We start from the raw sequence: 12,410 nt of genomic DNA on the forward strand, positions 1-12,410 counted from the left end.
CCCCGCCACCACCAGGAGCACCAGCATGCCCAAGCAGTACGCCGCCCCCGCGCCCTACGACAAGCCCGAGGACTACCGCGACATCCCCATGACGCCCGTGCAGTCCAACCAAATCAAAGCCATCGGCCACGACCCGGCCACCGAGACGCTGGCCGTCACCTTCAACCACGGCGTGGGCGCCGTCTACCACTACTCCGGCGTGACCAAGGAGCTGCACGCGGCCTTCATCAGCGCCGAGTCCATCGGCAAGTTCTTCGGCATGCACATCCAGAAGCTGCCGTTCAAGAAGTTCGCGCCGCCTGCCGCCGCGCCGGCGCCGGAAGCCGCGGCAGCCGAGTGAGCGCTGCACCTCCCCCCAACCACCCTGAAAGGTGACCATGTCCGAAGCACTCAAGTCCCCCACGCCGCAAGCGAAGCGCAAGAGCTTCGCCGAGACCCTGGCCATGCTCGGCTACGGCGAAGTCGAGATCGAAGCCACCAACGAGCTGAACGAACTGGTGCACGCCTGCACCGAGACCGGCAAGGCCGGCGAGCTGACCCTGACGCTCAAGTTCAAGCCGGTCGGCAAGGGCTCGCAGATCGAAGTCACCAACGACCTCAAGGTGAAGAAGCCGAAGCCGGTGCGCGAGGTGCAGATCCTGTTCGCCACCACCGACAACAACCTGCAGCGCGAAGACCCCCGCCAGCGCTCGCTGGACGGCGTGAAGTCTGTCGCCGAAGAGCAGCGCGCCTTGCGGACCGTCTCCTGAGCCCTGGCCCCCGCCAGCCCATCCACCTCCCGCAACGAACCTCAGACCCCAATGAGCAACGACAAGACCATCCTGACCGGCGACGTACAGGCAGCCATCGACGCTGGCAGCGCCATCGCCGCACTGCAGTCGATCAGCCCCGAGAAGCTGGCGATCGACGGCGCCCTGCCTGTGGCCGTTTTGCCCGCGGGCTACAAGGTCGAGGCGCTGGAAAAGCACCTGCCCGTGCCCCTGCGCAAGCGCGGCCGCACGACGCTGAACGACATGGTCAGCTTCATCGCCGTGGTCAACGACCAGAAGAAGGACGAAACCCGCCTCTACTCGACGGTCAACCCACCGACGTTCCTGGCGGTGTTCAACGACAACGCGACCATCGCCGGCTGGCGTGATCACCAGGCCGTCTACAACGCGCCCCTGTCGCCGGAATGGCAGACGTGGCTGGGCCAGAGCGGCAAGGCGCAGACCCAGTCCGACTTCGCGCAGTTCATCGAAACGAACCTGCCGGACATCGCCGAGCCCAACGGCGCCGACGTGCTGGAGGTGTCCCGCACGCTGGAAGCGAAGAAGAAGGTGAACTTCGCCAGCAGCGTCCGCCTGTCCGACGGCGCGACCCAGTTCACCTACGAGGAGGACATCCAGGGCACCGCACAGAAGGGCGCGCTCAAGGTGCCCGAGATCTTCGTGCTGGCCATCCCGGTGTTCGAGAACGGCGACCTGTGGCGCGTGGAAGCCCGCCTGCGCTACCGCATCGCCGACGGCGGCAAGCTGAGCATCTGGTACGAGCTGGTGCGCCCCGCCAAGGTGATCGAAGCCGCGGTGAAGGACCTGCGCGAAAAGATCGCCGCCGGCACCGGTCTGTCCATCCTGGTCGGCCAGCCGAGCTGATGAACGCCGCCGCCGTGCTCATCAACCCACGCCTGCGGGCGCGGCGGCTCGCGGCCCTGCGCCGGCGGCTGGCCCACCTGGACCAGCGGCTGGCCAGCGACACCGCAGGCAAGCACCACCGCGACCGCGCAGAGGCAGCCGCCCTGCGCTGGGCGCTGGAAACCATCGAGGCGAGGGCGTGAAGCGAAACCTAGACGCACCCCGCTCTGGGCTACTGTGGCGCAGGCCCGTGCTCTGTCCCCGGATCAAACTCGAACTTCGCGTACACGTCGTTCTGAGCCCGGAAGTGCGCTGCTGTCCAGAGATGCCGGGTCGTGATACCCATGATGCCCTGGCCCGACGCGTTTTGTGGGAACGGCTGAAAGCGATTCTCGGCGTCGTAGTCGGGCTGAGCTTCAAGTGCAGCATTCAGCTCAGCCACCATGCGCTCCGCGGTGATCGGGGTTCTAGCCATGAAGGGCTCCTAAAGAATGGAATGCAAGTTGACCGACGCGTGCCAGCCGCCGCGCAGTCAGTCCGTGTCCATGTCGAATTCGAGCTGGGTCTGCTTGATGACGCGCGCCACGTCGAGCCGGTAGTCCTCCCGCTGCACGCCCACCGGCACGTACCAGTTGGGGTTGCCGGGCTCGGCATCGACCCAGCGCACGCCCCCGGTGTGCACGTCCGTGATCTGGCCGCGCATGCCGGGGAGCGCTTCAATGCGCTCGATCAGGATTTCTTTCAGCTGTCTCGCTGTACGGGTCGGCTTTGCCATGGGGGGCAAGTATGCCCGCAGCCCAGTTGACCCCGTCGGCCACGGCCGTGCCCCAGGGCCTGGCCGTCGGCGAGGTCCAGACGATGCCCGCGGCGCTGCGCCAGCGCGAGGCCGCCAACGGCCCACTGCTGGCCGTCAACGCGTCGCGCTTCGTCACGATCAAGCTGGCCGCCCACATCACCGGCCTGACCGTCCGCGCCATCGAGGGCAAGATCGCCCGCGGCGTGTGGCTGGAAGGCAAGCATTTCCGCCGCAAGGACGGCGGCATCTTCATAGACATCAAGGAATACGAAAAATGGGTCGAGAAGGCCGCGGGGTAGAACTGCGAGAGAAGTCCATCCGGGTGAATTTCACCCTCGACGGCAAATGGCAGCGCGTGCGCCTGCCGCTCCCACCCACGCCGGCGAACGAGCGCTACGCCGAGAAGCTGGTCGACCGCGTTCGCAAGGCCGTGGCACGCGGCACCTTCGAGTGGGCCGACTACTTCCCCGACTCGCCCCAAGCCAAGAAGACGAAGCCGGCGCACAGCTTCGGCGAGTGGTGCGACCTGTGGCTCAAGACCAAAGGACGGCTGGCCAAGAACACCCTCGCCCAGTACAGGAACGCGCTCGAGATTTGGAAGGAACTGCTGGGCAAGGACAAGCCGATGGAGCAGCTGACGCACGCGGTCATCGCCGCGGCGGTGGGCGACCACCCATGGAAGTCGGCGAAGTTGCTGAACAACTACCTGATCCCTCTGCGAGGGGTGTTCGCACTGGCCGGCCGGGAGCTCAATCTGGCTCGCGATCCGATGGAAGGAATCGAGAACAGCAAGCACCAGCCCCCGCCGCCTGATCCGCTCAGCCTGACGGAGATGGCAGACATCCTGTCGTACATGCGCCAGAACTTCGACCCCCGCGTCCACGCCTACTTCGCGTTCGCGTTCGCGACGGGACTACGCCCCGAGGAAATGATCGTGCTGCGCTGGGGCGACGTGGACTGGAACCACCAGACCATCCGCGTCGAGCGCGCGCGCACCAAGAACGAGGTGAAGGACCTCAAGACGTACAACGCCCGGGACGTCGATCTCGTGCAACTGGCCCGGGAGGCGCTGTTGGTCATGAAGCCCTGGACGCAGCTGGGCGGGGAGACGAAGGAGGATGAGCTGATGGGCCGCTATGTGTTCCAGAACCCGGTGACGAACCGGCCATGGAACGACGAGCGCAGCCAGCGGGACCACTACTGGGCGCCTACCCTGCGGCGCCTGGGCATCCGGCACCGGCGCGCATACCAGACTCGGCACACCTACGCCGCCACGGCGCTGATGGCCGGCGCCAACCCGGCGTACATCGCGCGGCAGATGGGGCACAAGAATGCGAAGATGCTCTTCACCGTCTACGCGAAGTGGATCGACGGGGCCGACCGGGGCCGCGAGCGCGCCAAGATCGAGGCGGCGCTGAAAAAAGAAAACCCGGCGCAAGGCCGGGCTATCTCCCACAAATCTCCCGCCAGATCCTGAGGCTGGTTTCCTCAGAGGGGAAATTTGGTAGGCGCGATTGGACTCGAACCAACGACCCCCACCATGTCAAGGTGGTGCTCTAACCAGCTGAGCTACGCGCCTGCATTCATTCGAGACCGCAATGATAGCAGAGAAACGACGGCTCCCTGAAATTTGTTCAGCGCCTTCTCGCGGAACGCACGCCGGCCACGCCGGACACGGTGTCGAGCACCTGCGCCAGCCGCCCCGTGTGCCCCACTTCCACGGTGAAGGTCATCCAGGCCGTGCCTTTCACGGACTGGGTCTGCACGCCGATCACGTTCATCTTCTCGCGCGCGAACACTTCGGAGATGTCGCGCAGCAGGCCCTGCCGGTCAGCCGCCTCCACGGCCACCTCCACGGCGTACACCGCGTCGGCACCGTCCTTGGGACGCCCCCATTCCACCTCGATCACGCGTTCGCCCTCGCGCGCGGCCATCTGGCGGAAGTTGCTGCAATCCGCACGGTGGATGCTCACACCATGGCCGCGCGTGACGAAGCCGCGGATGGCGTCCGGCGGCGCAGGCCGGCAGCACTTGGCGAGCTGCGTCAAGAGCGACGACACGCCCACCACCAGCACCCCCCCGCGCGCCGCCGCGTCCTTGGACGGCTTGCGGATCAGCGGGGCTTCGTGGACCGGGCTCGGCGCTTCCTGCGGGCGCAGCAGGTTCTCGATGTTGCGCAGCGAGAACTCGTCCTTGCCCACCACTTCGAACAGGTGGTCCGCCGAGCGGAAGCCCAATTGGCCGGCCAGGTCCTCCAGCTTGATGGCCGTGCGGCCTTCGCGCTGCAGCAGCTTCTCGACCGCTTCGCGTCCGCGCGCGATCGTTTCGTGCGTGGCCTGCGCATTGAACCAGGCACGCACCTTCGCGCGTGCCCGATGGCTGGCCAGGTAGGCGAGGTCCGGGTTGAGCCAGTCGCGCGACGGTCCGCCTTCCTTGGCCGCGATGATCTCGATGGTCTGGCCGTTCTGCAGGGGCGTGTTCAGGGGCACCATGGCGCCGTCCACGCGCGCGCCGCGGCAGCGGTGCCCCAGCTGCGTGTGCACGGTGTAGGCAAAGTCCACGGGCGTGGCGTTCTGCGGCAGCTCGACGATGGCGGCATCGGGCGTGAGCACATAGATGCGGTCCTCGAACAGGCCCTGGCCCTGACGCGAATGCGAAAGGTCGCGCTCCCAGGCCAGCAGTTGGCGCAGCACGGCGATCTTCGCGTCGTATTCCCCGCCTGCCCACACGCCGGCATAGCCGCGCGTGCCGGCCTCCTTGTAGGCCCAGTGCGCCGCCACGCCATGCTCGGCATGGTCGTGCATCTCCTCGGTGCGGATCTGGATCTCGATGGGCCGCTCGGGCCGGCCGCTTTCCACGTCGCGCACCACGGTATGGAGCGACTGGTAGCCGTTGGCCTTGGGCCGCGCGATGTAGTCGTCGAACTCCTCCACGATGGGCAGGAAGTGCGAATGCACCCAGGCCAGCACCGCGTAGCAATCCTTCACGTCGGGCACGATCACGCGCAGCGCCAGGATGTCGAAGACCTGGCCGAAGTCCAGCGACTTGCCGCGCATCTTCTTGACGATGCTGTAGATGTTCTTGGGCCGGCCCTGCACGGTGGCATGGATGCCCTGCGCCTTGAGGTCGGACTCCAGCCGCGTGCGCAGATGCGCCACGTAGTCCTCGCGCTCGATGCGCTTCTCATCGAGCAGGCGGGCGATGAGCTTGTAGGTCTCGGGCTCCAGGAAGCGGAAGGACAGGTCTTCCAGTTCCCACTTCACCTGCCAGATGCCCAGGCGGCTCGCGAGCGGCGCGAACACTTCCAGCGATTCGCGCGCCACACTCTCGATCACGGGCTGCTTGACCGCCGCCGCGTAGCGCAGCGTCTGCAGCCGCGACGCCAGCCGCAGCATCACCACGCGCAGATCGCGGGAGAAGGCCAGCAGCATGCGGCGCACGCTTTCCGTCTGGGCGCCCGCGCCCTCGCCCGAATGGGCGGCGCGGGTCTGCTTCTGGACCTGGATCAGCTTGGTGGTTTCCACCGCCAGCAGCGCGAAGTTCTGGCCGAAGGCCTTGGCGATCACCTCCTGCGGCCGGTTCAAGTGATGGCAGGCATAGACCAGGTAGCTGGCCGCCTGCATGGCCTCGGAGCCGCCCATGGCCGCGACGATGCCCGCCACGGCATCGGCATGCGCCAGGGTGTTCTCGCCGCTGTCCAGCGTCTCGTCCGCGATCAATGGCACGGCGAAGGCACGCGCCTTCTCCAGCATGCGGTCGGTCACGGGCGCGGACGCCGTCGCGACCGAGAGGGCGTGCGTGGCAGCTGCAGGTTCGGAAATCTCGGACACCGGTGATCGTTCTTCTTGTGTTCAGTTCAGGAGGAAGGCGCTCACGGCGTCCGACTGCGCGGGTGGCACGAAGGTGGGCGCATGGCCCACGCCTTCGAACTCGACGAGCCGGGCCCGGGGCCCGCGCTCGCGCATCGCCGCCGCCGTGGCTGCCGACAGAAGGTCGGATTCGGCGCCGCGAATCAGCAAGGTGGGGGCGGAGATGGCGTCGTACAAGGCCCAGGCCGCCTGTTCGGCCTGCACGATCGCTTCGGGCGTGAGGGCGTGCAGCGGCACGGCGAGCGCCGGGTCGTAGTGCAGGCGCACGCGCGTGTCGCCCGGTACCGGGGCCTGCCGCGTGCGGCCATCGGCCGAACGCGCCGAAGCCGGCACCACCATCGGCGCGCTGAGCGCCAGCCATTGCGCCGGGGTGTGCGGCCCGAACCCGGTGGAGAGGGTCCACATCGCCGCCGCCGCGGCTTCGAGGCTCTCGTAGACCGCGCCCTGCCCCACATAGGCCGAGATGCGCGCGATCGCCGCCGCCTGGATGGCCGGCCCCACATCGTTGAGCACCAGGCGCCGCACCGACACGGGCAGCGGCAGCTCGCGATGGCCGGCCAGCACCATGCCGATCAGCCCGCCCATGCTGGTGCCCACATGGTCCAGCTGCGCGATGGGGTGGCGCGCGTGAAGCTGCTGCAGCAGGGCCACCATGTCGCTCGCATACTGCGGCACCTGGTAGGCCATGGGATCGGCCAGCCAGTCGCTGCGCCCGCGGCCCACCACGTCGGGGCAGATCACGCGCAGCGGATGCGGCGCATCGGCCACCAGGCGCTGCGCCAGCACGTCGAAGTCGCGCCCCTGGCGCGTGAGCCCATGCACGCACAGCACGGCATGCGCCGCGTCGGGCGCGCCCCATTGCCAGAAAGCCATCCGGTGGCCGCCCGCCGCGTCCGGGCACTGCACGAAATCAAGCACGGGATCGGTCATGGAAGACGGCACGCGGCTGCAGATAATGGTCCTGTCTCATCCTAATTGATTGGAACAAGGGTCATCATGCTCAAAGGAAAAACGGCACTCGTCACCGGCTCCACCAGCGGGATCGGGCTGGGCATCGCCAAGGCGCTGGCGCAGCAGGGCGCCAACATCGTGCTCAACGGTTTCGGCGACGCGAAGGCCGCGCAGGCCGAAGTGGAGGCCCTGGGCGTGAAGACCGCGTACCACGGGGCCGACATGAGCAAGCCGGACCAGATCGAAGACCTGATGAAGACCGCCGCGCAGGCCTTCGGCCGGGTCGACGTGCTGGTCAACAACGCCGGCATCCAGCATGTGGCGCCGGTCGAGGACTTCCCGGTCGAGAAGTGGGACGCCATCATCGCCATCAACCTGACCAGCGCTTTCCACACCACGCGCCTGGCGCTGCCCGCCATGCGCGCGGCCAACTGGGGCCGCATCATCAACATCGCCTCGGCGCATGGGCTCGTGGCGTCGGCCCAGAAGTCGGCCTACGTGGCGGCCAAACACGGCATCGTGGGCCTGACCAAGGCGGTGGCGCTGGAAACGGCGACCACCGGCGTGACGGCCAATGCCATCTGCCCGGGCTGGGTGCTGACGCCGCTTGTGCAAAAGCAGATCGACGACCGCGCCGCGCGCGAGGGCATCAGCCTGGCGCAGGCCAACAAGGAGCTGCTGGGCGAGAAGCAGCCCTCGCTGCAGTTCACCACCGTGGAACAGCTGGGCGGCCTGGCCGTGTTCCTGTGCTCGCCGGCGGCCGATCAGGTGCGCGGCGTGGCCTGGGCCATGGACGGCGGCTGGACGGCCCAGTAAGCGCGCTGCCGGCCTGCCCTCTGTGCGGCCGGCAGACCGGCACGCGTCCTGGACGGGCCTGGACGGAATGCAGCCCGGCGACGCGCTTCAGGGCACCGCCGGGCCTCTCGAATCACGAAGCGTTCAGCGCAACTGCACCGAGCCCGAGACGGTGACCACCACGGTGGTCTTGCCCGCTTCGACCGGCACCGGCGCATCCGCGGCGAAGGACTTGGCCTGCGCCGCCGCCATCATGCGCGGACGGCCGATGCTGTCCTGGCTGTCGCTGACCGACACCTCGCGCAGCGTGTAGTCGGCAAAGCCGAAGCCGCGTGCCAGCTCCTGCGCCTTCTGGCGGAAGCTGTCGATGGCCAGCTTCTGCGCTTCGGAGGCCGAGCGCTGGCGCTGCTCGCGGCTGAGATCGAAGCCCACGTGCTCCACGTTCAGCGTGGTGATGCGGCCCGCCGCCTGCGTGATGCGCGGGAAATCGCGCCCTTCCAGCACCAGCTCGGCGCGCCCCTGCCAGCCATTGATCTTGCCCTCGCGCGTGTAGCGCGGCGACAGGTTGAAGTTGCCCGTACGCACGTCCATCTGGCCGGCCTGCGCCTGCTTCTTGGCTTCCTGCAGCGCGGCGTCGAGCGCGCCCTTGAGCTGCGACTGCACCACGGCCGCATCGGCGCCATCGCGCGTCGCGACCAGCGTCATCTGCAGCAGGTCCTGCTGCACCTCCACACTCCCCTGCGCCGACAGCTGCAGCACGTTCTGCGGCACGGGGGCGGCCCCGTTCTGGGCCAGGGCCGAGCCCGCCACCACCATGGCGACACCGGCAACGATGAGCTTCAGAACATTCAATGCATCTCTCCCAAGAAAAAATGAAAACACCGGACTGTGCCCGCGCGGCACACCCATGTGCGCAGTCCGGCCGGCACAGGTCGGTCCGGATGGCGCAGGCCCGGCAGGACCTAGCGGCCCCAGGGCAGGATATCGCGCCAGGACCAGCCGGTCTTCTGCGCCGTGGCGGCGGGCGGCGGCTCGGGCAGCGGCGCCGCGGTCGGCCGCTGCGCCCACTCCTGGCGCAGCTGTTCGCGCAGTTCGGCGCGTTCCGCGGGCGTCAGGCGCCGTCCGGCCAGGGCTTCATCCCGCTGGATCTGTTCCTGCTCGGCGGCCCGATGGAGCTTCACCGCCTCGCGCAGTTGCTCGCGCGTGGGCGGCGGCTGGCGCCGGGACGAGTCCTGACCCAGCGCCTGCGCCGTGGCGGGCACGGCCAGGACGCCACTGACCACCAGGCAGGTGGTCCAGGCCAGAAAGGGGGATACGCAGCGCTTCGACATCACGGGCTGCACTGTGCCACCGCTTCATGTCGTTCCGTCTGTCCTTGAGCGAGCGAGAGCAAGTTCTGTAACTTAGTGTCAGACAACCGCTCTTTTGCAGAGTTTCGGCTTTCAACCGGTCCAGAATCTGTCGCTGTTACAAATTCCTGGCATCCGTGCTGACCCAATGACACAAACACCTGCCCGCACCGACAAGATCGTGATCGTCGATGACGACGCCCGCATCCGCGACCTGCTGCGCCGCTACCTGACCCAGGAAGGCTTCGAGGTGATCGTGGCCGAGGACGGCAAGGCGCTCAACCGCATCCTGCTGCGCGACACGGTCGACCTGATCGTGCTGGACCTCATGATGCCCGGCGAGGACGGCCTGTCCATCTGCCGCCGGCTGCGCGCCGCCAACGACCGCACGCCCATCATCATGCTCACCGCCAAGGGCGAGGACGTGGACCGCATCGTGGGCCTGGAGGTCGGGGCCGACGACTACCTCGGCAAGCCCTTCAACCCGCGTGAACTGCTGGCGCGCGTGCATGCGGTGCTGCGCCGCCGTCCGCCGCAGGAGGCGCCCGGCGCCCCCTCCACCGAGAACGAGACGGTGAGCTTCGGCCCCTTCGAATTCGACCTCGGATCGCGCACGCTCAAGAAGGACGGCGAGGAGCTTTCGCTGACCACCGGCGAGTTCGCGATGCTCAAGGCGCTGGTGCGCCACCCGCGCCAGCCGCTGTCGCGCGAAAAGCTCGCGCAGCTCGCCCGCGGCCGCGAATTCGAGCCCTTCGACCGCAGCCTGGACGTGCAGGTGTCGCGCCTGCGCAAGCTGATCGAATCCGACGCGGCGGCCCCGCGCTACATCCAGACGGTGTGGGGCGTGGGCTACGTCTTCGTACCGGACGGTACGGCCTGAGCGGGTGACTGCCACCGCCACACGGGACACGACGCAGCCCAGCCCGCTCGAGGAAGACGGCGGCTCGGTCACGCTCGCGAGCCCGCTGGAATCGGGCACCGGCGCGCACCGCCGCGGCTGGTGGTGGCCGCGCGTGGCCTTCAGCCTGTTCTGGCGCACTTTCTTCCTGCTGGCCCTGTTGCTGATGGTCTGCATCTTCGGATGGCTGCAGACCTTCCGCGCGTTCGAGGACGAGCCGCGCGCCGTGCAGACCGCGCACCAGATCGCCTCGCTGGTCAACCTGACCCGCGCGGCCTTGCTGTATTCGGACGCCATCACGCGCGTGTCGCTGATCAAGACGCTGGCCGACCAGGAAGGCGTGCGGATCCTGCCGCGCGAGCCGGGTGACCGCTTCGAGCCCTACACCAGCGGCACGCTGGACCGGCGCGTGACCGAAGAGCTGGTCGACCGGCTCGGCGAAGGCACGACCATCGCGAGCCAGGTCAATGACGAGCCAGGCCTGTGGATCGGCTTCAACATCGACAGCGACAACTACTGGCTGCTGCTGGACCCGACGCGCTTCTCGCGCGTGGGCGGGCGCACCTGGCTGACCTGGCTGGTCACGGCCATCGTGCTGTCGATGGCCGGCTCGGCGTTGATCACGCGCTTCATCAACCGGCCGCTCAAGCAGCTGTCGCGTGCCACCACGCAGGTGCGCGAAGGCGAGTACGAGGCGCACCGGCTCGACGAGCATGCGCGCACCAACGAGATCCGCGCGGTGAACATCGGTTTCAACCGCATGGCGGACCAGCTGGCCAAGATCGAGCAGGACCGTGCCGTGATGCTGGCCGGCATCTCGCACGACCTGCGCACGCCGCTGGCCCGGCTGCGGCTGGAAACCGAGATGAGCGTGGCCGACGAGGACGCGCGCGCCCACATGGCGGCCGACATCCAGCAGTTGGACGCGATCATCGACAAGTTCCTGGACTATGCGCGGCCCGACCACGTGAAGCTCACGCCGGTGCGGCTGCGCGATGTGGTGAATTCCTGCGCCTATGCCGTGCAGGACCATGACGACGTTGTCATCACGGTGGACATGCCCGACTCGGTGGCCGTGCAGGCCGACGAGGTGGAACTGACGCGCGTGATCTCGAACCTGCTGGAGAACGCGCGCCGCTACGGCCGCACGCCCGGCACCGATCAGGCCGAGCTGATGATCCATGCCCATGCGCACGGCGACGCGGTGCTGATCAAAGTGCGCGACCATGGCCCGGGCGTGGCGCCGGCCACGCTGGCCCAGCTCACCAAGCCCTTCTTCCGCGGCGACGTGGCGCGCACCTCGGCGGCCGGCGCCGGACTGGGCCTGTCCATCGTGGCCAAGAACGTGGAGCGCATGGGCGGCACCTTCGCGCTGACCAGCACGCCGGGGCGCGGCTTCGCGGCCCACATCCGGCTGCAGCGCGCGGCCGACATGCCGCTCGAGGCCAGCGAGTCGCAGCCGCAGCCGCTGGCAGCCGCCGGCCCCGGCGCGGAGCCGGCGGACGGCGAGCCCTCGCACGCCTGAAAGCCGCAGCGCCTGCACGCAGGAATGCCTGCAGGCGGATGTCCGCTGCCGCGCGCACCGGCGCGGCGCACTTCATCCCCGTGCGGCCGTGCGCTCAGCGGTGCAGCAGGGCGATGGCGCGCGCTTGCATCGCCCGGCCCTCGCCCACCGGGCCCAGCTTCTCGGCCGTCTTGGCCTTGACGTTGACCTGCGCCACGGGCAGGTCCAGCGCCTGCGCGATGCGCGCGCACATGGCCGGAATGTGCGGCGCCAGCTTGGGCGCCTGCGCGATCACCGTGCTGTCCACATTGCCGATCTGCCACCCCTGGGCGCGCACGCGGCGCGCCGCCTCGGCCAGCAGCACGGTGGAATCGGCGCCGCGGAACTGCGGATCGGTGTCGGGAAAGTGGCGGCCGATGTCCCCCAGCCCCGCCGCGCCCAGCAGCGCGTCGGTGATCGCGTGCAGCAGCACGTCCGCGTCCGAATGGCCGAGCAGGCCCACGGTGTGCGGAACCTCGACCCCGCCGAGGATCAGCTTGCGGCCGGCGGCCAGTTGGTGAACGTCCCAGCCCTCCCCGACGCGGATGGCAAAGGAAGGCGAGGAAGAGGTGTGGGAAGCAGTGGCCATGGCGAAG

The 12,410-nt window shown here is 68.4% G+C and carries 16 protein-coding genes and 1 tRNA gene; 9 read left to right on the forward strand and 8 right to left on the reverse strand.

Going from position 1 to position 12,410, the window contains the following annotated elements:
• Positions 1-25 precede the first annotated feature (25 nt).
• From LG388_RS21975 to LG388_RS21990, 4 genes are read left to right on the forward strand one after another with little or no spacing between them, the layout of a single operon-like run.
• The gene (locus LG388_RS21975; protein WP_225784703.1) at positions 26-340 is read left to right on the forward strand and encodes a KTSC domain-containing protein; all 315 of its coding nucleotides are present in this window, start codon (positions 26-28) and stop codon (positions 338-340) included.
• Between the two features lie 37 nt (positions 341-377).
• Positions 378-749, forward strand: a complete 372-nt coding sequence (locus LG388_RS21980; RefSeq protein WP_225784704.1) for a hypothetical protein — start codon at positions 378-380, stop codon at positions 747-749.
• Between the two features lie 51 nt (positions 750-800).
• Entirely contained in the window at positions 801-1,634 is an 834-nt protein-coding gene (locus LG388_RS21985) for a DUF2303 family protein (RefSeq protein ID WP_225784705.1), read from the forward strand.
• On the forward strand, positions 1,634-1,816 hold the full coding sequence (locus tag LG388_RS21990) for a hypothetical protein (protein WP_225784706.1): 183 nt from the start codon (positions 1,634-1,636) through the stop codon (positions 1,814-1,816). Before LG388_RS21985 ends, LG388_RS21990 begins: the two co-directional genes overlap by 1 nt.
• 29 nt (positions 1,817-1,845) lie before the next feature.
• Here LG388_RS21990 and LG388_RS21995 read toward each other — a convergent pair whose 3' ends face one another.
• Positions 1,846-2,088 carry a hypothetical protein gene (locus LG388_RS21995; protein WP_225784707.1) on the reverse strand — a complete coding sequence of 81 codons (243 nt, stop codon included), beginning with the start codon at positions 2,086-2,088 and terminating at the stop codon, positions 1,846-1,848.
• Positions 2,089-2,145: 57 nt separating this feature from the next.
• On the reverse strand, positions 2,146-2,388 hold the full coding sequence (locus LG388_RS22000; protein ID WP_225784708.1) for a hypothetical protein: 243 nt from the start codon (positions 2,386-2,388) through the stop codon (positions 2,146-2,148).
• 11 nt (positions 2,389-2,399) lie between these two features.
• Between LG388_RS22000 and LG388_RS22005 the strand changes: the two genes are divergently transcribed.
• Positions 2,400-2,708 (forward strand): hypothetical protein, encoded by a 309-nt coding sequence (locus LG388_RS22005; protein ID WP_370630220.1) that lies wholly within the window; start codon positions 2,400-2,402, stop codon positions 2,706-2,708.
• Positions 2,684-3,886, forward strand: a complete 1,203-nt coding sequence (locus tag LG388_RS22010) for a tyrosine-type recombinase/integrase (RefSeq protein WP_225784709.1) — start codon at positions 2,684-2,686, stop codon at positions 3,884-3,886. The genes LG388_RS22005 and LG388_RS22010 overlap by 25 nt, the downstream gene beginning before the upstream one ends.
• A 25-nt stretch (positions 3,887-3,911) precedes the next feature.
• Here the strand turns inward: LG388_RS22010 and LG388_RS22015 are convergent.
• The 3 genes from LG388_RS22015 to LG388_RS22025 form a co-directional block, all read right to left on the reverse strand.
• Positions 3,912-3,988: transfer RNA gene (locus tag LG388_RS22015), tRNA-Val, on the reverse strand.
• 55 nt (positions 3,989-4,043) lie between these two features.
• Positions 4,044-6,173: a bifunctional (p)ppGpp synthetase/guanosine-3',5'-bis(diphosphate) 3'-pyrophosphohydrolase gene (locus tag LG388_RS22020; protein WP_225785163.1), complete on the reverse strand. Its 2,130-nt coding sequence runs from the start codon at positions 6,171-6,173 to the stop codon at positions 4,044-4,046.
• Between the two features lie 87 nt (positions 6,174-6,260).
• Entirely contained in the window at positions 6,261-7,208 is a 948-nt protein-coding gene (locus tag LG388_RS22025; RefSeq protein ID WP_225784710.1) for an alpha/beta fold hydrolase, read from the reverse strand.
• A 63-nt stretch (positions 7,209-7,271) separates the two neighbouring features.
• Between LG388_RS22025 and LG388_RS22030 the strand changes: the two genes are divergently transcribed.
• The gene (locus tag LG388_RS22030) at positions 7,272-8,045 is read left to right on the forward strand and encodes a 3-hydroxybutyrate dehydrogenase (RefSeq protein ID WP_225785164.1); all 774 of its coding nucleotides are present in this window, start codon (positions 7,272-7,274) and stop codon (positions 8,043-8,045) included.
• Between the two features lie 123 nt (positions 8,046-8,168).
• Here the strand turns inward: LG388_RS22030 and LG388_RS22035 are convergent, their stop codons facing one another.
• Positions 8,169-8,840 (reverse strand): SIMPL domain-containing protein, encoded by a 672-nt coding sequence (locus LG388_RS22035; protein WP_225785165.1) that lies wholly within the window; start codon positions 8,838-8,840, stop codon positions 8,169-8,171.
• Positions 8,841-8,986: 146 nt separating this feature from the next.
• Positions 8,987-9,355, reverse strand: coding sequence for a hypothetical protein (locus LG388_RS22040; RefSeq protein WP_225784711.1), 369 nt, complete (start codon positions 9,353-9,355; stop codon positions 8,987-8,989).
• Positions 9,356-9,521: 166 nt separating this feature from the next.
• Here LG388_RS22040 and ompR point away from each other — a divergent pair, with 166 nt between their 5' ends.
• Together ompR and LG388_RS22050 are read left to right on the forward strand one after the other, a co-directional pair.
• Positions 9,522-10,253, forward strand: a complete 732-nt coding sequence (ompR, locus tag LG388_RS22045) for a two-component system response regulator OmpR (protein WP_225784712.1) — start codon at positions 9,522-9,524, stop codon at positions 10,251-10,253.
• A gap of 4 nt (positions 10,254-10,257) precedes the next feature.
• Entirely contained in the window at positions 10,258-11,796 is a 1,539-nt protein-coding gene (locus LG388_RS22050; RefSeq protein WP_370630221.1) for an ATP-binding protein, read from the forward strand.
• Between the two features lie 94 nt (positions 11,797-11,890).
• On the opposite strand, the gene ispF is transcribed toward LG388_RS22050, so the two are convergent.
• Positions 11,891-12,403: a 2-C-methyl-D-erythritol 2,4-cyclodiphosphate synthase gene (ispF, locus tag LG388_RS22055; protein WP_225784713.1), complete on the reverse strand. Its 513-nt coding sequence runs from the start codon at positions 12,401-12,403 to the stop codon at positions 11,891-11,893.
• Positions 12,404-12,410: the final 7 nt, after the last annotated feature.

This window comes from Xenophilus sp. Marseille-Q4582 (assembly GCF_916700565.1).
Classification (GTDB): domain Bacteria; phylum Pseudomonadota; class Gammaproteobacteria; order Burkholderiales; family Burkholderiaceae_C; genus Xenophilus.